This window comes from Paenarthrobacter sp. PAE-2 (assembly GCF_026013155.1).
Lineage (GTDB): Bacteria > Actinomycetota > Actinomycetes > Actinomycetales > Micrococcaceae > Arthrobacter > Arthrobacter ureafaciens.
This window is the reverse complement of the sequence record NZ_JAPDNV010000008.1, coordinates 1-20,302: the sequence shown is the minus strand read 5'-3', so window position 1 is coordinate 20,302 and position 20,302 is coordinate 1. Positions and strand designations below refer to the sequence as shown.

The following is a 20,302-nucleotide window of genomic DNA, read 5'->3' as shown; positions in this document are numbered from 1 at the left end:
TGTCAGGGGGAAGTCAGGCGGTAACCACCCGAACGTACAAATCCTCTTCCGACGGCGTCCAGGTCACGGGGTCCGCGTCCACCTGCTCGCCTGAACGGATGTCCTTGACCTGGTGCTTGCCGTCGTCGTCGGTGAACCACACAAAGGGAATGCCGCGGCGGTCGGCAAACTTGATTTGCTTCCCGAACTTCTCTGCCTTGGCAGCCACCTCGGTGGCGATGCCGCGGCTGCGCAGCTGGGCTGCCACATCCTGGGCAGCGGACCAGCTGTCATCGTGGTTCAGGGCCACGAGGACTGCCGTGGGCACCGACCGCGAGGCCGTGGCCAGCTCCTGGCTCAGGATGCGGGAGACGAGGCGGGTAACACCAATGGAGAGTCCGACGCCGGGGAACTTCCGGTTGCCTTTGCTGGCGAGGGCATCGTACCGGCCGCCCGAGCAGATGGACCCCAGCTGCTCGTGTCCTACAAGGACCGTCTCCACTACTGTCCCGGTGTAGTAATCCAGCCCGCGGGCAATGCTGAGGTCCGCCACGACCTTCCCGGGAGCGCGCTGGATCGCTGCTTCGATCACCTGCTCCAGCTCATTGAGGCCCTCATCGAGCAGCTCATCCTTGACGCCCAACGCGCGCACCTGCTCGACGAACGAGGTGTCCTCGGTCCGGATAGTGGCGAGTTGCAGGGCAAGGCCGGCTTGTTCGTCCGTGGCGCCGAGCTCGCTCTTGAGCAGCCCGGCCACTTTCCCGGCTCCGATTTTCTCGAGCTTGTCGATGCTTCGCAGGACACCGGCAGTATCCGTCAACCCGATGCCGCGGTAGAAGCCTTCGGCCAGCTTCCGGTTGTTGATCCGCAGGCGGAAATCCGGGATGGGCAGGGCGCTCAGCGCCTCTGCGATCACCAGTGCGATTTCGACGTCGTAGCGGAACGGCAGCTCGCCGTCTCCCACGACGTCGATGTCGGCCTGGGTGAACTCACGGGCACGGCCTTCCTGCGGCCGTTCCCCCCGCCAGACTTTTTGGATCTGGTAACGGCGGAACGGGAACGCCAGGTAGCCGGCGTTCTCCACCACGTAGCGCGCAAAGGGAACGGTCAGGTCAAAGTGCAGCGCCAAAGCGTTCGGATCAGTCTTGCCTGTTTTTGCAGTCTCTTCGTCGTCGTCCTGCAGGCGGCTCAGGCCGTAGACTTCCTTGTCGATCTCTCCCTTGCGCAGCAGCTGCCCCACCGTCTCCACCGCACGGGTCTCAATGGAGGAGAACCCGTGCAGTTCGAAGGTCTTGCGCAGCGTATCGAGCACATGCAACTCCACCAACCGTTCCTGGGGAAGCCACTCGGGGAATCCGGACAGGGAGGCGGTACGTGCCATGGTGGAAGAGTCTCCTCGAAGAAGGCTGACCGCGGGAAGCCCGCGCCACTGCAATTAAGATGCATTCAGCGTTTATTGGGCAGGAGTCCGGACGGTCATGCATAAACTATGTGCGGCAGCCAGTTTATGCTCTCCCCGCGCGCAGTTCTAATGCAGCACGCCCGGGTGCATGACTGCCGTTGACGTGGACACCATCAGGAGGACTCTTGGCAACAAGATCGCGGGACGACCGCGAAGCCCGGCGACGCATCCGGCAAATGGAGGCCAAGCGTGCCCTGCGGCAGCAACAGACCAAACGGCGCAGGCGGGACAACATTGTGGCGGTGGGCGCCGGAGCCTCGGCTTTGGTCCTGGCGGCCGTGCTCCAATTAACGGTCTTCAATTCCAACCCCACCGAGGCAGAGTACGCCGCGGCCCAGGCCGGACTCAGTTCGCCGTCCGCGTCACCGCAGGCATCCAACAGCGCCGACGTTCCGGCTGCGGACACTGCTGAGGGCAAGACCTTCACAGGCGAGCTTGCCCTGAACGGCGGCGTACTTGGTGTCCGGATTGACGGAACAACCGCCCCGCAGGCCGCGGCCGTCATCAAATCCCTGAGCGACTCGGGCTACTACGACGGCACCTTCTGCCACCGGCTGACAACCTCCGAAACCTTCGGCCTGCTGCAATGCGGCGCCAAGTCGGAAGACGGAGCGGACGACGCAAACTACAGATGGGGTCCGCTGGAAAACACCCCGTCAAACAACACGTATCCTGCCGGAACCATTGCTGTAGCCCGGACCGGCAACAACGCCTACGGGAACGGGCACCAGTTCTTCATCGTCTACAAGGACACAACCATCCCGGCAGACTCGGCCGGGGGCTACACGGTGGTCGGCCAGGTCACCAGTGGCCTGGATGTCGTGTCCAAGATCGCCGCGGCGGGGCTGAAGGCAGACGCCACCAACAACGACGGCGCCCCTGTGGCACCTGTCACGATAGACTCGTTTTCACTGAAGTAACCAACTCCGGGCCCCGGCCTGGGGTGCATTACCTGAGCAGTCCCTCCAAGCGAAAGACTTTTAGCGGTGACAGACAGTCAGAAATCCGACGAAACAGCAGCAGTAAGCAACCAGGAAGCCGTTGAGGCTGCCGAGCCAAAGGCCGGCGAAACCGCCACCCCGGAGGCGGCACCCGCCGTCGAACCTTCCCCGGCAGCTGAACAGCCTGCTGCGCCCCGTCCGGCCCCGTCCCCCGCGGCTTTCGCTGCCCGCCCCAAGGCGCCCGCCGCCGTCGTGCCCGCCGCTCCTGCGGTTTCCGCGGCGTCCTTGGCTGAAGCGGCCAAATGGGGGCGCGCGGAAGGGGACGGCCACGTCTTTCTGACGCTGGACGGCGAGGAAATTCCCGTAGGCCAGTACCCGGGCGTCAGCCCCGACGAGGCCTTGGGCTACTTCGCCAGGAAGTTCGACGACGTCATTGCCCAGGTAGTCCTGCTGGAACACCGGGTGGCATCAAAGGCCCCGGCCACGGACATGCAGAAAACCGTCACGCACCTGCGTGAGCAGCTGGCCGAACGCAACATGGTTGGTGACATCCGCTCCGCCGAGGCCCGTTTGGACACCCTCTCAGCGCAGATCGTTGAACTCGAACAGTCTGAGAAGGCCGCCCACGAGGCAGTGCGGGCCAACGAGCTCGCTGCACGCGAGGCGATTGTTGCAGAGGCCGAAGCGATTGCGGGGCAGGATCCGGCCCAGATCCAATGGAAGACCTCCAGCGCACGCATGAACGAGTTGTTCGAGTCGTGGAAGACCGCACAAAAGAGCGGCGTCCGGCTCGGCCGTAGCAATGAGGATGCGCTCTGGAAGCGGTTCCGTTCCGCGCGCACGGTCTTCGACCGTCACCGTCGGGCCTACTTCTCCCAGCTGGACAGCAACAACTCCGCCGCCAAGGCCGCGAAGGAGGCCTTGATTGCCGAGGCCGAAGCGCTGTCTTCCTCGACTGACTGGGGCTATGCCGCAGGCGAGTACCGCCGGCTCATGGACCAGTGGAAGGCGACGCCACGGGCAAGCCGTAAGGACGACGACGCTCTCTGGGCCCGTTTCCGCGCTGCGCAGGATGTCTTCTTCAGCAACCGGCAGGCCGCCAACGAGCAAATCGACCAGGAGTACACCGCCAACCTCGCCGTCAAGGAACAGCTGGTGGCCGAGGCCCAGGCCCTCCTTCCCATCAATGACCTCAACCTGGCCAAGAAGGCGCTCCAGTCCATCCGTGACCGATGGGAGGAAGCCGGCAAGGTTCCGCGCGCCGACATGGGCCGCATCGAAGCCGGACTCCGCAAGGTTGAAGATGCCGTGCGTGAAGCCGAAGAGGAAAAGTGGCGCCGCAGCAATCCTGAAACGAAGGCCCGCACCAACAGCGCCCTGACCCAGCTGGAGTCGGCCATCGCCAACCTGAAGGACGATCTGGAGAAGGCAGAAAAAGCCGGAGACCAGCGCCGCATCAAGGAAGCGCGGGAAGCACTTGAAGCCCGTCAGTCCTGGCTGGACCAGATCCAGCGGTCCGCGAGCGACCTCGCGTAGGCAGGCTTACCGCGTGCCTGCAGGCCCCGGTTTGGTTATCCACATAACTGAACCGGGGCCTGTGCGCATTTAAGGGCTGCGGGAAATGACCAGAGCATGCATTCCTTCGATCCCGCCACGCACCTGCAGGAGCCCGCCCTCCAGGAGTTGTACTCCCCCAGCCGGATATTCACGTGGCCGGAGCTTCAAAGCATGGCACTGGACGGGATCCTTCGCCCGCTCTACGGAAAGAGTTACGCAGCACCTGGAGTGGCAACAACCCCGAGGCTGCGCGCACGTGCGGCGGCCCTCACAGTTCCCGCCAGGATGCGCACCAAGGTCGTGGCGGGGCGCCTGACAGCAGCCTGGATCTACGGTTGCGCGGCTCCTCCGGAGCGGCTGTCACTCCTGGTCGACGCAAAGCACCGTATCTCAAGTCTCCGCGGCGCCCGGGACTGCAGCCTCCACGAAGTCAAGCTGGGTCAAATGGATGTGGTGAGCCTCGGCGGCATGCTTGTCAGCAGTCCCTTGCGGACGGCAGCGGACATCGCACTGCATATCGAGGAAGAACGGGCACTGCCGGCCTTATTCTCACTGCTGGCACGTCCGGACCTGGGCGTACGCCTGCGGCTTCTCACACTGGCCGTCGAGGCTGCACCGCGCGTTCCCCACAAGAAACGGGCGTTGTCGACACTCGCCGCGCTGGGTCAACGCTAGGTGCGGCGACGGTTGCCGGTAGTTCTGTACACGTCGAACACACCGTCAATGCGACGAACAGCGCTCAGGACATGGTGGAGATACTTCGGATCCCCCATCTCGAAGGCAAACTTCGAGATGGCTACCCTGTCGCTGGACGTATGCACCGAAGCAGCCAGGATGTTCACGTGGTTTTCCGACAGAACCCGGGTGACGTCGGAGAGGAGCGACTTCCGGTCCAACGCTTCGACCTGGATCTCCACGAGGAACACGCTCGACTGCGTTGGCGCCCACTCGACCTCGACGATCCTGTCCGGCTGGTCCCGGAGCCCGGAAACGTTGGTGCAGTCCGTCCGGTGGACAGAGACTCCCGAACCACGCGTCACGAAGCCAAGGATCGGATCCGGCGGCACCGGAGTGCAACACCGGGCGAGTTTCACCCAGACATCCCCGACTCCACGCACGATCACACCTGAATCGGAGAACTTGGACTTGGCCACCTGGGTGGGGATGCTGACCTCGTCAAGGTCCTCGTCCGGCGTCTCTTGACCGCCCAGGTGCTCGACGAGCTTCTCCATGACCGACTGCGCGGACGTGTGTCCATCGCCCACCCCCGCGTAGAGCCCGGAGATGTCGACGTAATGGAACTCCTCGGCAACAGCAGAGAGGGCATCGTGGGTCATCAAACGCTGCAACGGAAGGTTCTGCTTCCGCATTGCCCGGGTCAGCATGTCCTTGCCGCGGTCAATTGCTTCCTCGCGGCGTTCCTTGGTGAACCATTGGCGGATCTTGTTGCGGGCACGGGCCGATTTGACGAAGTGTTGCCAGTCCTGGCTGGGACCTGCACCTTCGGCCTTGGAAGTAAAGATCTCCACCCAGTCGCCGTGGTTCAGCTCGCTGTTGAGCGGAACCAGCTTGCCGTTGACGCGGGCGCCGATCGTCCGGTGACCAACCTCCGTGTGCACGGCGTAGGCGAAGTCAACCGGGGTAGAGCCTGCGGGCAGAGCCATGACTTCACCCTTCGGAGTGAAGACGAACACCTCACGGGCGTTGATCTCATAACGCAGGGAGTCAAGGAACTCACCAGGATCCGAGGTTTCCTGCTGCCAGTCGACCAGCGACCTCAGCCAACCCATGTCTCCGTCCCGGGGGCTGCCGGGGCCGACAGCGGTACGGTTGGGCTGATCCTTGTACTTCCAGTGCGCGGCCACGCCGTATTCGGCCCTGCGATGCATTTCATGCGTACGGATCTGGATCTCCACGGGTTTGCCGCCCGGACCGATCACGGTGGTGTGCAGGGACTGGTACATGTTGAACTTCGGCATCGCGATGTAGTCCTTGAAACGCCCGGGCAAGGGGTTCCACCGCGAATGCAGTGTGCCCAGCGCGGCGTAACAGTCGCGGACCGAATCAACCAGCACGCGCACGCCCATAAGGTCGTTGATGTCGTCGAAGTCCTTATCCCGGACGATCATCTTCTGGTAGATCGAGTAGTAGTGCTTGGGACGGCCGGTAATGGTGGCCTTGATGCGCGCCGTCCGAAGGTCGTCGGCGATCTGGTTGCGGATGACGCTGAGGCTCTTCTCCCGCTCGGGGGTCCTATCCCCCACCATCCGGACGATTTCCTCGTACACCTTGGGATACAGGGCTGCAAAGGAGAGATCCTCGAGCTCCCACTTGATGGTGTTCATGCCAAGGCGGTGCGCCAGCGGGGCAAAGATTTCCAGGGTCTCCCGAGCCTTGCGGGAGGAAGATTCCGCAGAGACGAAACGCCACGTCCTGGCGTTATGCAGACGGTCCGCGAGCTTGATCATGAGGACCCGGATGTCCTTTGCCATGGCCACGACCATTTTGCGGACGGTCTCGGACTGGGCAGCCTCACCGAAGCTGACCTTGTCCAGCTTGGTCACCCCGTCCACGAGCATGGCCACTTCGGGCCCGAAGTCACGGGTCAGGTCTGCCAGCGTGTACGGCGTATCCTCCACGGTGTCGTGGAGCAGCGCCGCAGCCAAGGTGGTGCCGGTCATGCCCAGTTCGGCCAGGATCGTGGCGACGGCGACGGGATGGGTGATGTAGGGGTCGCCGCTCTTGCGCTTCTGCCCCTGGTGGCTCTGCTCGGCCACTGCGAAGGCGCGCTGGATGAGGTCGAAATCCTCTTTGGGGTTGTTGGCCCTGACAGTGCGGAGGAGCGGCTCCAGGATGGGCGAATACGGAGCTACCCCACGTCCGGTAAGCCGGGCAAGCCGCGAACGGGTCCTTTCCCGCCGTCCGGGGAAGGTTGGACGCGCCCCCGGGGCGTCAACCGGCACAGCAGCAGACCGCCCAGCCACGCTTGTTGCTGGAACCGCCACACCGCTGTGACCGTCTTCTCCGCCCGCCGGTGGTGCCGACGTCGCACGCTCTTCCACAGAAGTACCCCTCACGACCGATTTAATTCTTCCAGTCTATTCCCGCCAACGAATGCTTCCGCAACCGCGACGCACATGACGCGAACAGCGGCAAGTCAAAGAGCCGGCCCCTGCATCCTGGCAGGGGCCGGCTCTTTCCGTTGTTCAAGCGTCTTCGTCAGGCAGCGGCTTCAGCCCTCCGGTGGGCCACCTTCTTCGCCTGCTTCACGAGGTCCGGTTCGCCCTGGCGGAGCCAGGCATACAGCGGAGCGGCAATGAAGATGGTGGCTGCGGTACCGATGAGGATCCCGACGAACAGCGCCAGGGACAGGTCGCGGAGTGTTCCGGCCCCCAGGAGTCCGGCACCAATGAAGAGGATCGCTGCCACGGGGAGGACAGCAACCATCATGGTGTTGATCGAACGCACCAAGGTCTGGTTGACCGCGAGGTTCACCTCTTCGCCGAACGTCCGGCGGGTGGAGGTGGAAATGTCCGAGGTGTTCTCCCGGATCTTGTCGAAGACCACCACGGTGTCGTACAGCGAATAGCTAAGGACCGTCAGGAAGCCGATGATGGCCGACGGGGTTACTTCAAAATCACTCAGGGCGTACACACCCGCCGTGACGAACATCGTCACCAGCATGCCCACCAGGGCGGACAGGGACATCTTCCACGTCCTGAAGTACAGCGCCATGAGGACAGCAGCCAGGCCGACGAACACCACCAGGCCGATCAATGCCTGCCGGGTCACGTCCTGGCCCCACGTGGGGCCGACGAAGTTGGATGTCACTTCGTTGTCGGTAACCCCGTAGGCGCTGGTGAGGCCTTCCTTGATGCGGTTGGTCTCATCATCGGTCAATTGGTCCGTCTGGATCCGCATGGTGTTGCCGGCAACGTTGGCAACACGCGGCACGGCACCGGGAACGACGTCGTGGACCGCCTTCTCTCCAAGTCCGGCATCCGTGGTGGAAACATTGGACACCGTGAACTCAGAACCGCCGCGGAACTCGATGCCCAGGTTGAAGCCGCCCTTGAGCACCGGGATGAGGATGGACAACGCCACTGCCACGGCAGCGATGATGAACCAGATCTTCTTCGAGTCCACAAAATTGTAGGACCGCTTGCCCGTGTAGAGCTCATAGCCGAAGGTCGCGAAGCTGGTAGTCATTACTTCTCCTCGCTGGTGGCGTTGGATGACTTGTTGCCGTTGGACGAGCCGGTGAGCTGCCCCTTCTCGGCAAGGCGTCGTTCGGCGATGGTCATGCGCCGTTCGGCTTCCGCCACGGCACCGGCGTTGCGGGGCCTGACGTTGGGGGGCTTCTCCTCAGGTGTCCGGATCCGGCCGGCACCCCGGTACAACGGCACCGCACCCAGGCGGTCAGGAGACAGTCCGGAGAAGCGGTGGCCTTCGCCGAAGAACTTGGTGCGGGCCAGGACCTGCAGCATGGGGTGGGTGAACATGAACACGACGATGAGGTCGGCCACAGCGGTCAGGCCCAGCGTGAAGGCGAAGCCACGCACGTTACCGACGGCGACGAAGTACAGCACCACGGCTGCAAGGAGGTTGACTGCCTTGGAGGCCAGGACGGTCCGCTTGGCGCGCTTCCAGCCGTTCTCGACGGCGGACACCAGGCCCCTGCCTTCGCGCAGCTCGTCACGGATACGTTCGAAGTACACGATGAAGGAGTCCGCAGTCTGGCCGATGGCCACAATGAGGCCCGCAACACCGGCCAGCGACAGGCGGTAGTTTTCGGTCCAGCCGAGGATGGCGATCGCGAGATAGGTCAGCGCGCCGGCGACAACGAGGGAAGCGATGGTGACGAACCCGAGTGCGCGGTACTGGAAGAGCGAGTAGACCACCACGAGCACGAGGCCGATGATGCCGGCCAAGAGACCCAGGCGCAGCTGGTCGCCACCCAGGGTGGCGGAAATCTGTTCCTGTGACTGGATCTCAAAGGAGATCGGAAGCGCGCCGTAGCGGAGCTGCTCGGAAAGTGCCTTGGCGGATGCTTGCGTGAAGTTGCCCGTGATCTGCGGCTTGCCGTCAGTGATGACCGCCAGTGCCCGGGGGGCGGAAATGACCTGGTCGTCCAGGACGATGGCGAACTGCGCCTTGGGATCGTTGCCGCCCTGTGCCAGGGAGGCGTTGTAGAACTGGTTAAGCCGTTCGGTAACCTTCTTGAACTTCTCCGTAGCGTCACCGTTGAACTCGATGTTGACACCCCAGGAGTTGGTGACGGAACCCTGGGCTCCCTGGACCTGGGAGAAGGAAGAATCCGCAATGTCCTGGCCCTTGACCTCTACGGGACCGAGGATGTACTTGATGGCGGGGGTCTTGTCCGTAGCAAGTTCGCATGTGACCAACGGCTTGGCCGGGTCGGAACGCTCGCGCTTCTCCGCAGCCGGATTGACGCAATCCAGAGCCTCGAATTCCTTTTGGACTTCCGGGGTGATCCAGTTGGTGTCGCTGGCGTTCGTCGGCTCGGCCGTGGGCTTGTTCAGCTGGTCATCCGGAGTGCGGGACTCGGCAGGAATTGCCGCCGGGTCAGCCGCGGCAATCACGGGGCGGAAGTTCATGTCCGCCGACGCCTGGATGAGGTCGCGGGTTTCCTTCGACGGTGTTCCCGGAAGGCTGACCACGACGTTGCGGCCGGACTGCGTGCTGATCTCGGCTTCTGCCACGCCGGAACCATCAACGCGCTGGCGGATGATCGCCACGGCCTGGTTGAGCTGTTCTTCGTTGATCTCGCTGGAGCCCTCGACGCGTGGCGCCAGGATCATCTGGGTTCCGCCCTCAAGGTCCAGCGCAAGCTTGGGAGCCCACGTGGCGTTGCCGGTGATGACACCCCCGGCCAGAACTGCGGTTAGTACGACGAATATTGCTCCAAGCCAAGTCAGCACTCTGCGCGCTGAATTCCTAGGGCCGGTCCGTGCCATTATCGATCTTCCTGTTATCGCCGGACAGCCGCCGGCCGACGCCGGTGGGCGTCCGCCGGCGGCTCTCCGCTGCCGTAGAAGTTATCTTGCGCGGTGGTACCGCGGCTGACAGTGCTAGTTGTCCTTCTTGTCCTCTTTGTTGAGGCGCGCAATGGTTTCCTCGGGAGTTTCCGGAGCCGCCGGGGCCTCCGTGCCGGTTACGGTGAGCGAGGACGCGTCATCCGGAACAACCGGGGTTTCCTCTGCCGGCTGGTCGATGACCTTGGTTACTGCCTGGCGGTGCACCGTGGCTTCGTTGCCCGGGGAAAGCTCCAAAACGACCTTGTTCTCGGCCTCGTCGATGGAGACAATGCGGCCGAAAAGGCCAAAGCTGGTCATGACGTCAACGCCCGGAGCAAACTTCGACTGCATTTCAGCCTGCTGCTGCTGGGTCTTCTTGTTGCGGCGGAACATCATGAAGACAAAGAGTCCCAGCATGACGAAGAGCAATATGGTCATTGGATCCACAGGGAAGTTCCGTTCTGTACTTACGTTTGCGTTCACGGCAGCGTCCTGTGCCGAGCGTCATACCAGTCTAGTGGGAAATTCCGGGTGCGGCGTGTTAACCGATGCTGTCTACGCTCTCAGCGTGGTTTTCATCCTCTTCGAACAGGGGAAAGGCTTCCTGGCCAAACACCCCGGCAGGGACGGCATACCCCAGGTGGGTCCAGGCTGACGCCATGGCGATCCGGCCTCGCGGGGTGCGTCCCATCAGGCCTTCACGGACCAGGTACGGCTCTGCAACGGTCTCCACCGTCTCCGGCTCTTCGCCGACGGCGATGGCCAGCGTGGAAAGACCCACCGGGCCGCCGTTGAACTTGGTGATCAGGGCCTCCAGGACAGCGCGGTCCAGGCGGTCGAGCCCGCGGGCGTCTACCTCGTACATATCCAGGGCTGCCGCGGCTGACCGCGCGTCGATCTGCTCGATGCCGTGCACCAAAGCCCAGTCACGGACACGGCGAAGCAGGCGGTTGGCGATACGCGGCGTGCCGCGTGAACGGCCCGCAATCTCCGTAAAGCCGGCCGAATTGACCTTGAGGTCCAACAGGCCTGCGGAACGGCGGAGGACGAGTTCAAGTTCTTCGACCGAATAGAACTCCAAGTGGCCCGTGAAGCCGAAGCGGTCCCTCAGGGGCCCGGGAAGGAGTCCGGCACGGGTTGTGGCACCAACCAAGGTGAACGGCGGGAGCTCCAGTGGAATGGCGGTGGCTCCGGCACCCTTGCCCACCACGATGTCCACGCGGAAGTCTTCCATGGCCATGTACAGCATTTCTTCGGCGGGCCGGGACATGCGGTGGATTTCGTCCAGGAACAGGACTTCGCCCTCCGATAAGGAGGAGAGAATGGCAGCCAAATCCCCGGCGTGCTGGATGGCCGGGCCACTGCTGATCCGCAGGGGGGCATTCATCTCGGCAGCGATGATCATGGCAAGGGTGGTCTTGCCGAGTCCCGGAGGCCCTGACAAAAGAACGTGGTCGGCGCTCCGATCACGCATGCGTGAGGCTTCCAGGACCAGCGAAAGCTGCTTCCGGACCCTGTGCTGGCCCACGAAGTCGTGAAGGTTTTTGGGCCGGAGGGCGGCCTCGATGACACGCTCTTCCGGCTCTTCCCCCCCGGCGACCAGGGATTGCTCAGCCACGGCTGCCTACGCGGTTGCCCGCACGGGCCCCGTCCTGGCCCAGCCAGCGAAGGGTTGCGCGAAGGATCTGGGCAACATTGCCCGAGTCCACGAGCTCGGGCGAGTCGGCCATGGCTTTGTCGATGCTGCCCGTAGCGTCTTTTTCCGACCATCCCAGGCTGGTCATGGCCGCAACTACCTGCGGCTTCCACTCAGCGGTTACCTGTGCGGCAGGGGCGCTGGCGGTGCCTGTGCCATGGGGAACCAGCTTGCCCGCCAACTCCAGGACGATCCGGCCAGCGACCTTCGGCCCGATGCCCGGGACCTTGGTGAACGCCTTGCCGTCTCCGGTGTGCGCGGCCACCCGGATGGCCTCCGGCTCATGGACGGCAAGGACGGCCAACGCCAGCCGCGGCCCTACTCCGCTGACGCTGAGAAGGACATCGAAGACCTCACGTTCGTCGTCATCGGCAAAGCCAAACAGCGTCAGCGAATCCTCACGGACGATCATGGACGTAAAGAGCTTGGCTTCATCGCCGGGCTTCAGGTGGCTCAGCGTCTGTGGTGTGGCGTGGACGCTCATGCCTGCACCGTTGAGGTCGATCACTGCCGTCGACAACCCGACGTGGGCAACCGTGCCACGAAGAAAACTGATCAAGACCGGGCTCCTGTAACTATCCGAACATATCTACGAATACCCTAGCAAGCGCAGCCGGCATTCAGCGCGCGCGCCGCGCCTTCGCTTCGGCTTCTGCCCATGCTTTCTGGGCCGGCGTCAGGGCAGAGCTGCCCTTTGCACCGGGAGCTCCCGTCCCGTTTCCCGCCCGCCAGGCGTGGGTGAGTGCCAAGGCGAGGGCGTCGGCGGCATCGGCCGGCTTGGGCGGGGCATCCAGGCGAAGGATCTTGGTGACCAGCTTGGTGACGGCGTCCTTGTTGGCACTTCCGCTGCCCGTGACCGCCGCCTTGACTTCGGATGGCGTGTGCAGCGCCACCGGGATGTCCCTCCGGGCGGCAGCCGCGATCACCACTCCCGACGCCTGCGCCACGCCCATGACGGTACTGACGTTCATTTGGGAGAAGACGCGCTCAACGGCCACCACATCGGGTTGATGAAGGTCCAGCCACTCATCGATTGCCTGGGCGATGACCAGCAGGCGCCTGTCCAGGGTGAGTTCCGCAGAGGTACCCACGACGCCGACCGCCACCATGGTTGCGCGGCGGTTCCGTTCGATATCCACGACGCCGATCCCGCAACGGGTAAGGCCCGGATCGACTCCCAATACGCGAAGAGTCAAATCCGGGCCTTTCTCAGTGAATGTAACGCCTCAGCGGACGTGAGGCTGCCGGCGTGAACGGCTGTTAGTCGGCGTCGAGGGCCGCTTGGACCTCGTCGCTGAAGTCGGCGTTGCTGTAGACGTTCTGGACATCGTCCAGGTCTTCCAACGCGTCCACCAACCTCATGAACTTCTTGGCACCATCGACGTCGAGGTCGACCTGCATGGACGGCACAAACTCTGCCTCATCCGACTCGTACTCGATTCCGGCTTCCTTCAGGGCATCGCGGATGGCCTGAAGGTCCGAAGGCTCGGAGTGGATTTCCCAGTTGTCGCCGCTGTCCTTGACCTCTTCGGCGCCGGCGTCGAGGACGGCCATAAGGATGTCGTCCTCGGACAATCCATTCTTGGGCAGGACCACGACACCCTTGCGGGTGAACAGGTAGCTCACGGATCCGGGATCGGCAATGGTGCCGCCGTTGCGCGAAATCGCCAACCGGACCTCGGAGGCTGCACGGTTCTTGTTGTCCGTCAAACATTCGATGAGCAACGCCGAACCCTGCGGACCGCGGGCTTCGTACATGATCTCGGTGTAGTCCACCACTTCACCGGTGAGGCCGGCGCCGCGCTTAATGGCGCGGTCGATGTTGTCGTTGGGCACCGAGGTCTTCTTGGCCTTGGTGACTGCCAGTTCCAGGCCAGGGTTGCCGGCGAGGTCCGGACCACCCATGCGGGCGGCAACTTCGATGTTCTTGATCAGTTTGGCGAACGACTTTGCACGGCGGGCGTCAATGACGGCTTTCTTGTGCTTGGTGGTCGCCCATTTGGAGTGGCCTGACATGCTTTACGCTTCTCCTCTGATCATTCGAATAAAGAGTTCATGCACGCGCTTCTCCCCTGTTACCTCCGGATGGAAGGAAGTGGCCAGCAAACGGCCGGAGCGCACTGCAACAATTCTAGCCATCCCGTGCAGGGTGGCCGTGTGGCTGGCGTGGTCGGGATCCACCTGCGCCAGGATCTCAACGTCGGGACCAACCCGTTCCACCCACGGTCCGCGGATGAATACCGCGTGTACCGGGTCCACGCCGGACTCGCCGGCACTGAAATCAAGGCCCTTGAAGTCCAGGTCCGTCTCAAAGGATTCCCGTTGGCGCCCAAAGGCGTTGCGGCGGACCGTAATGTCAAGCCCACCGAAGGTCTGCTGGGGGTTTCCGGACAGGTCCGTAGCGGGGTCCGCGATGTCGTTGGCGAGCAGGATCATGCCTGCACACGAACCGTAGACGGGAAGTCCGTCGGCGATCCGTTGGCGCAAGGGATCAGCAACGTCGAATATCCTGGCGAGCTTGTCGATTGCCGTTGACTCGCCGCCCGGGATGATCAGGCCGTCGATGTCATCAAGTTCCCCGGCCCTGCGGATCCCGACACCGGTGGCGCCTGCAGCTTCCACCGCGTGGATGTGCTCGCGGAAGTCGCCCTGAAGCGCCAGCACGCCGATCCGGAGTCCGGCACCAACGCGCGACGAAGCGTCGGAAAGGGTTTTGGTCATTGGACCATCATAGTGTCCGCAGACCCCACGGGCCGCAACGGGACAAGGCTCCATGCCGCAACTGGGATATATTACAGAGCATGTTTTCCTTCAGCGTCCCCCTCGGCAAGCTGGTCCGCGGCCTGTCCCGGCTCCGCGGCGGAGGCTCGGCATTTCCCGGCCTCGTAGTGGAAAAAATCGACCCCGGCTTCATGGAACGGACCCTGGCTTCCCTGCCCCATGGGGTGGCCGTTGTCAGTGGGACGAACGGCAAGACAACCACCACCAAAATGGTGGTGGAACTGCTCGAAAGCCAAGGCCTGAAGGTGTTCACCAACCGCAGCGGCAGCAACTTCACCCGCGGCGTGGCTGCGTCCCTGTTGGGGGATGTAGACTGGCGCGGAAAACTCGACGCCGACGTGGCGGTGCTGGAACTGGATGAGGCGCACGCCGTGCACTTCGTCAACAAGGTCTCGCCGCGCTTCAGCCTGCTGCTGAATGTGCTGCGTGACCAACTGGACAGGTTCGGCGAAATCGACAAGACCGCCCGCCTCCTGGAACACATCGCCATGAAGACCACGGACACCGTGGTGTTGAACCGGGAAGATCCGCGGGTAGCCCGGATTGCCGGCAGCGTGCAGGGACTCGGGTCCGTCCACCATGCCGCGGTCCGCTACTTCGGCCTCGATGAGTCGCTGCGGAGTACTTTCCCCAACGACGACGAAATGCGCACGGCTACCGGAACCGCTTCCCCCGGCACCACCCCCGCAGGCGAGCTGCCTGCGGCACCGGAGGCCGACGTCGTACTGCGCCGCGTCGGTGCCCGCGACGCCGACTTCGAGTTCGACGGCGAAACGGTGACCACCCCCATGAAGCTCCGTGGCGTCTACAACATCTTCAATGCTGCTGCAGCGTTGTCGCTGGCCCGCGCAATCCTGGGAACCGGCGCTGTGGACACCCCCAAACTGGTGAAGGCCCTGGGTGAAGTGGCACCTGCCTTCGGCCGCGGTGAGAGCCTCACCGTTGACGGCCAGCCGCTGGAACTGGTGCTGGTGAAGAACCCCAGCGGTTTCCGGCTGGGCCTGAAGTCATTCCCGGCGGGCGGGTACGCAACCATGATCGCCATCAACGACAACTACGCGGACGGCAGGGATATGTCGTGGCTGTGGGACGTTGAATTCGAATCGCTGCGCGAAGACGGCGTGGAAGTCCTCACGGGCGTCCGCGCCTACGACATGGCGCTTCGCCTCCAGTACGACGAGGTACCCTTCGGCGCCGTCGAAACTGACATCACGGCTGCGCTGCGCAAGTTCATTGATGGGTCCCGCGGCAAGCCCAAGAGGATCTTCTGCACCTACACGGCCATGCTCGCCATCCGCCGCGAACTGGCCAAAATCACCATTGTTGAGGTGGTCTCATGACATCGGAATCAAAAGGAACCCTTCGGGTCCTCCAGCTCTATCCGAAGGACATGAACATCTACGGGGACTGGGGCAACGCACTGGTTCTCCAACAAAGAATCAAGTGGCACGGCTATACCCCGGAACTCCTTGAATACAACGTCGGCGACGAGTTCCCCGACGACGTGGACCTCATTGTGGGCGGAGGCGGCCAGGACAGCGGCCAGGTAGTCATCCAGGAGGATCTTCAGGGCCGGGCCGCACAATTGCGCTCCATGGCCGAGGACGGCGCACCCATGCTGGTCATTTGCGGGCTTTACCAGTTGTTCGGCAAATTCTTCAAGACCAGCGCCGGTCCCGTCATTCCGGGAATCGGCATCCTTGACGTCGAGACCCAGGGCACCGATGAACGCCTGATCGGCAACGTGACCCTGAAGTCCCCCGAATTCGGCGAAATCCTTGGGTACGAGAACCACAGCGGGCAGACCACCCTGGGACCCGGCGTCGAACCTCTTGGCACGGTGACCAAGGGCGCCGGCAACAACAGCAAGGACGGCCACGAGGGGGCGCGCTACCGGAACGTGGTGGCCAGCTACCTCCACGGCTCGCTGCTGCCCAAGAACCCTGCCATCGCCGACTTCCTGATCAAGACGGCCGCGGAACGCAAGTTCGGTGAGTTTGTTCCGGGAAAGCCCGACGACGGATACGCCCGCCTCGCCCGCGAACACGCTGCCCGCCGCCCGCGGTAAGGCGCTACTTCTCCTGCTACTTCTCATGGGTGACCAGCAGCTCGCGGGCTCCCGCGGCCGCTGCACCCATGGACTCGACGACCGTCCGGGTCCGTAGCCGGGTTTCGGCGTCGGCAGCCGGTGACGCACAGACACCCTGGGGCGCATCACTGGCCACGGAGCACCAGCGGTAGGGGTCGCGGACGATCACCGAGGGCGCCCAGGCAAGATCGGATGCTGTCCACTGACCGGCCTCGTTCTGGCTGAACTGGGCGCGTACCAGCAGTCCTTCATTGTTGACCACGTACCACGGTGACAACTCAGTGACGCCATTGCCCAGGCCATAGACAATCCAGGTGCCTTTGTAATTCTCGATCGGCAGCACGGAATGGGTGTGGTGGCCGTAGATCATGGTGAACTGCCCGCTGTCCACCAGCGCATGGGCAGTCTCCTGCTGCTGCGCGTTCGGCTCACTGGCGTATTCGTCTCCTGCGTGCATGACGCCCAGCACAATATCCGCTCCCGAGGCGCGCGCCTGTTTGGCCTTCGCAATCATCACGGCCGGGTCAAGCTCGTCGACCAGCCACGGATACTCCGGGATCTGGCCGTTGTGGCCATAGGTGCCCTCGATGACGGCCACGGTGGCCGCAGGCGTCTTGAGCAGCAGGATTTCTTTTGAGGCCGCCTCGGTACGGTAGGAGCCTGTGTGCTTCAGGCCGGCCGCATCCAGGGCATCCAAGGTCCGCAAGAGACCTTCTGTTCCGCGGTCGATGGTGTGGTTGCTTGCTGTCGTGCAGGCTTGGTATCCCACGTCTTTCGAGGCCGCGATGATCTGCGGCGGCACGTTGAACGACGGATAAGCGGAGAACGGACCCTCAGGGGTGGCCACCGGAGTTTCCTGATGGCAGATCGCAAGATCGCTGGCACTGATGTAGCGGCGCTGGCCCTCCAGGAGCGGGACGAAGTTGTAACCGGGCTGTCCTGCCGCGGCCGCATCAGCGCGCGCCTGTTGCCAGAGCTGGGTGTGAACCAGCATGTCTCCGGTGACCGTGACGGACGTGCAGCGAAGCGTGGGGCACGCCGGCCCTTTGCCGGGAGTCGGGGTCGGGGTGGGCGTCGGCGTGGGTGTGACCGTTTCCGGCGCTGCCGCAGTACTGCTTGATTGATCGGGCTGTTCAGCGAGCACGCCGCAGGAGTTCAGCGACAGCGACAAGGCGGCGGCAATCGCCAGCACGGCCGCCGGCTTCGCCAGTGAGCGGACTCGGAAAAAGGTGATGTTCCCCATAGGGCCAATCCTATGGGCGCGCCCCGCGAAGAAGGGTGCGTGCCACCCTTGAGGACGTGCTTGTTAAGTGAAAGAGTCACTTCATGACCAATCCCCTGCTGACTCCCAGCGAGCTGCCCTTCGGGCTTCCACCCTTCGCGGACATCTCCCCCGAACACTATGCAGAAGCGATCGACGCCGGGCTCGCTGCGCAGCTGCAGGAAATCACGGCGATTACGGGCAACTCCGAACCCCCGACCTTCGAAAACACTGCCGCTGCCATGGAACGCTCAGGACAGCTCCTGGCGCGCGCTGCCGCGGCCTTCTTTACGCTGGTCTCGGCCGATGCCTCCGAGGAAATCCGGGAGATCGAGACTGATGTGTCCCCCAAGCTGGCTGAACACCAGGATGCCATCTACTTGAACAGCGGCCTCTACGAACGTTTCCTCGCTATCGACACTTCTTCGCTGGATGCCGCCTCCGCGCGCTTGGTGGAGGAGTACTTGAAAGAGTTCAGGCAGTCCGGCATCCAACTGGACCAAGCCAGCCAAGACCGGCTCCGTGCCATCAACGCCGAACTCTCCAGGCTGGGCACCGACTATGGGCAGCGCGTCAAAGAAGGAATGAAAGCGGCCGCCGTCCTGGTCGAGGACCCTGCCGGTTTGGCGGGCCTTTCCACCGAGGACATCGCAACTGCCGCCGAGGCCGCGAAGGAGGCAGGAGCGGACGGCAAGTACCTGCTCGGCCTCATCCAGCCCAGCAACCAACCCGTGCTGGCTTCGCTTGAGGATCGTGAGGTCCGCCGCCGGCTTTACGAGGCTTCCGTTTCCCGTGGAATCGAAGCCGGGCCCCTGGATGTGCGGGACCTCATTGAGCGCACCGTCCGCCTCAGGGCGGAGAAAACAAGCCTCCTGGGATTCCCGAATTTCGCGGAGCTGATAGTGGACAGGCAGACCGCCCCGGACTTGGCAGCAGTACAAGGCATGCTCACCAAGCTCGCCCCTGCGGCCATGCGGAATGCACACGCCGAAGCCCGGGCCTTGGCCGAAGTAGCCGGACACAGCCTGGAACCTTGGGATTGGGCATACTATTCGGCCCGGGTACGCAAGGAAAGGTTCCAGGTGGACGAGCAAGCACTGCGCCCCTACTTCTCCCTGGAATCAGTGCTTGTGAACGGAGCTTTTCATGCCGCCACGCAGCTCTACGGGGTTACGTTCCACCAACGGTCCGACCTTCAGGGCTACCACCCCGACGTCCGGGTGTGGGAAGTCCGGGACGGGGACGGCAGCAGCCTCGGTCTCTTCCTGGGCGACTACTTCAGCAGGGAGACCAAGCGGGGCGGAGCGTGGATGAACTCCCTCGTGGACCAGTCCCACCTTTTGGGAACCCGGGCGGTAGTCATCAATAACCTCAACATCAGCAAACCGGCGCCCGGCGAACCTGCGCTGCTGACCCTGGACGAGGTCCGCACAGTGTTCCACGAGTTCGGGCACGCGCTGCACGGCTTATTCTCCGACGTGGCCTTCCCACGGTTCTCCGGGACATCAGTACCGCGGGACTTCGTCGAGTACCCTTCCCAGGTCAATGAGATGTGGCTCATGTGGCCGGAAGTGCTGGCAAACTATGCCCGGCATCATGTCACGGACCAGCCACTGCCCGGGGAAACAGTGGAGAAACTCGAGGCATCGCTCCTCTGGGGTGAGGGTTTTGCCACCACGGAATACCTCGGCGCCGCGCTGTTGGACATGGCGTGGCACGCATTGGGGGCAGAAGAAATCCCCGAAGACATCATGGATTTCGAAAGCCGGTCCCTCGTGGACTCCGGGATCGCCCATCCGCTGATCCCGCCCCGCTACCGCAGCGGCTACTTCCAGCACATTTTCGCGGGCGCAGGCTATGCAGCGGGGTACTACTCCTACATCTGGAGTGAAGTCCTGGACGCGGACACCGTCGAGTGGTTCAAGGACAACGGCGGGCTGACCCGGGCAAACGGTGACCACTTCCGTCAGGAGCTGCTCTCCCGCGGCAACAGCCGCGACCCCCTCGAGTCCTTCCGGATTTTCCGTGGACGCGACGCCAGGATTGAACCACTGCTAAAACGCCGCGGCCTCGACGAGGCTTGAGCCTGGAGGCTTAAAACAACGACGCCGGCTGGTCACCGTTAAGGTGGCCAGCCGACGTCGTCGGGGTGCTTTACCAGCCGCGTTCGGCCAGGCGGTGGGGTTCGGGGATTTCGTCGACGTTGATGCCGACCATCGCCTCGCCGAGGCCGCGGGAGACCTTCGCGATCACGTCCGGGTCATCGTGGAACGTGGTTGCCTTGACGACGGCGGCGGCACGCTGGGCCGGGTTGCCGGACTTGAAGATACCGGAACCGACGAACACACCGTCAGCGCCGAGCTGCATCATCATCGCAGCATCAGCCGGAGTCGCGATACCGCCGGCGGTGAACAGCACCACCGGAAGCTTGCCCGTGGCAGCAACTTCCTTGACCAGCTCGTACGGGGCCTGCAGTTCCTTCGCAGCAACGTACAGTT

At 63.4% G+C, this 20,302-nt stretch carries 17 protein-coding genes and 1 pseudogene; 6 read left to right on the top strand and 12 right to left on the bottom strand.

From position 1 onward, the window contains the following. Positions 1 to 13: 13 nt before the first annotated feature. Complete coding sequence (gene hisS / locus OCL88_RS06775) at positions 14 to 1,360, bottom strand: histidine--tRNA ligase (protein WP_243540986.1); 1,347 nt, start codon at positions 1,358 to 1,360, stop codon at positions 14 to 16. A gap of 206 nt (positions 1,361 to 1,566) precedes the next feature. On the opposite strand from hisS, the gene OCL88_RS06770 reads away from it, so the two are divergent. The 3 genes from OCL88_RS06770 (at position 1,567) to OCL88_RS06760 (ending at position 4,614) form a co-directional block, all read left to right on the top strand. After that, positions 1,567 to 2,361, top strand: coding sequence for a peptidylprolyl isomerase (locus OCL88_RS06770; RefSeq protein ID WP_201433314.1), 795 nt, complete (start codon positions 1,567 to 1,569; stop codon positions 2,359 to 2,361). A 66-nt stretch (positions 2,362 to 2,427) separates the two neighbouring features. Continuing rightward, a complete protein-coding gene (locus OCL88_RS06765; protein WP_179014207.1) occupies positions 2,428 to 3,918 on the top strand; it encodes a DUF349 domain-containing protein in 1,491 nt (496 codons plus the stop codon). A gap of 96 nt (positions 3,919 to 4,014) precedes the next feature. After that, positions 4,015 to 4,614: a hypothetical protein gene (locus tag OCL88_RS06760; protein ID WP_166187255.1), complete on the top strand. Its 600-nt coding sequence runs from the start codon at positions 4,015 to 4,017 to the stop codon at positions 4,612 to 4,614. Here the strand turns inward: OCL88_RS06760 and OCL88_RS06755 are convergent. The 9 genes from OCL88_RS06755 to pdxT form a co-directional block, all read right to left on the bottom strand. Continuing rightward, positions 4,611 to 7,001 carry a RelA/SpoT family protein gene (locus OCL88_RS06755; protein WP_031215976.1) on the bottom strand — a complete coding sequence of 797 codons (2,391 nt, stop codon included), beginning with the start codon at positions 6,999 to 7,001 and terminating at the stop codon, positions 4,611 to 4,613. The two genes, OCL88_RS06760 and OCL88_RS06755, sit on opposite strands and share 4 nt — an antisense overlap. 157 nt (positions 7,002 to 7,158) lie before the next feature. Further along, positions 7,159 to 8,148, bottom strand: a complete 990-nt coding sequence (gene secF / locus OCL88_RS06750; RefSeq protein WP_243540987.1) for a protein translocase subunit SecF — start codon at positions 8,146 to 8,148, stop codon at positions 7,159 to 7,161. Further along, positions 8,148 to 9,917 carry a protein translocase subunit SecD gene (secD, locus tag OCL88_RS06745; RefSeq protein ID WP_243540988.1) on the bottom strand — a complete coding sequence of 590 codons (1,770 nt, stop codon included), beginning with the start codon at positions 9,915 to 9,917 and terminating at the stop codon, positions 8,148 to 8,150. Before secD ends, secF begins: the two co-directional genes overlap by 1 nt. A gap of 114 nt (positions 9,918 to 10,031) precedes the next feature. Then, positions 10,032 to 10,415, bottom strand: coding sequence for a preprotein translocase subunit YajC (gene yajC, locus OCL88_RS06740; RefSeq protein ID WP_021470626.1), 384 nt, complete (start codon positions 10,413 to 10,415; stop codon positions 10,032 to 10,034). Positions 10,416 to 10,518: 103 nt separating this feature from the next. Then, positions 10,519 to 11,595, bottom strand: coding sequence for a Holliday junction branch migration DNA helicase RuvB (gene ruvB, locus OCL88_RS06735; protein ID WP_021470627.1), 1,077 nt, complete (start codon positions 11,593 to 11,595; stop codon positions 10,519 to 10,521). Then, on the bottom strand, positions 11,588 to 12,232 hold the full coding sequence (gene ruvA / locus OCL88_RS06730) for a Holliday junction branch migration protein RuvA (RefSeq protein ID WP_201433318.1): 645 nt from the start codon (positions 12,230 to 12,232) through the stop codon (positions 11,588 to 11,590). The genes ruvB and ruvA overlap by 8 nt, the downstream gene beginning before the upstream one ends. A 61-nt stretch (positions 12,233 to 12,293) precedes the next feature. After that, on the bottom strand, positions 12,294 to 12,869 hold the full coding sequence (gene ruvC, locus OCL88_RS06725) for a crossover junction endodeoxyribonuclease RuvC (protein WP_031215978.1): 576 nt from the start codon (positions 12,867 to 12,869) through the stop codon (positions 12,294 to 12,296). A 64-nt stretch (positions 12,870 to 12,933) separates the two neighbouring features. Next, entirely contained in the window at positions 12,934 to 13,689 is a 756-nt protein-coding gene (locus OCL88_RS06720) for a YebC/PmpR family DNA-binding transcriptional regulator (protein ID WP_201433319.1), read from the bottom strand. 3 nt (positions 13,690 to 13,692) lie between these two features. Further along, entirely contained in the window at positions 13,693 to 14,394 is a 702-nt protein-coding gene (gene pdxT, locus OCL88_RS06715) for a pyridoxal 5'-phosphate synthase glutaminase subunit PdxT (RefSeq protein ID WP_201433320.1), read from the bottom strand. 80 nt (positions 14,395 to 14,474) lie between these two features. Between pdxT and OCL88_RS06710 the strand changes: the two genes are divergently transcribed. Both OCL88_RS06710 and OCL88_RS06705 read left to right on the top strand, forming a co-directional pair. Further along, positions 14,475 to 15,794, top strand: coding sequence for a Mur ligase family protein (locus tag OCL88_RS06710; protein WP_062096939.1), 1,320 nt, complete (start codon positions 14,475 to 14,477; stop codon positions 15,792 to 15,794). Then, complete coding sequence (locus tag OCL88_RS06705; protein ID WP_193593575.1) at positions 15,791 to 16,522, top strand: type 1 glutamine amidotransferase; 732 nt, start codon at positions 15,791 to 15,793, stop codon at positions 16,520 to 16,522. Before OCL88_RS06710 ends, OCL88_RS06705 begins: the two co-directional genes overlap by 4 nt. A 16-nt stretch (positions 16,523 to 16,538) precedes the next feature. Here the strand turns inward: OCL88_RS06705 and OCL88_RS06700 are convergent, their stop codons facing one another. Beyond that, positions 16,539 to 17,786, bottom strand: a complete 1,248-nt coding sequence (locus OCL88_RS06700; RefSeq protein WP_264962006.1) for a CapA family protein — start codon at positions 17,784 to 17,786, stop codon at positions 16,539 to 16,541. A gap of 83 nt (positions 17,787 to 17,869) precedes the next feature. Here OCL88_RS06700 and OCL88_RS06695 point away from each other — a divergent pair, with 83 nt between their 5' ends. Further along, positions 17,870 to 19,888 carry a M3 family metallopeptidase gene (locus tag OCL88_RS06695; protein ID WP_264962005.1) on the top strand — a complete coding sequence of 673 codons (2,019 nt, stop codon included), beginning with the start codon at positions 17,870 to 17,872 and terminating at the stop codon, positions 19,886 to 19,888. Between the two features lie 70 nt (positions 19,889 to 19,958). Here the strand turns inward: OCL88_RS06695 and OCL88_RS06690 are convergent. After that, positions 19,959 to 20,302 (bottom strand): annotated as a pseudogene (locus OCL88_RS06690) (pyridoxal 5'-phosphate synthase lyase subunit PdxS); the annotation flags it as partial.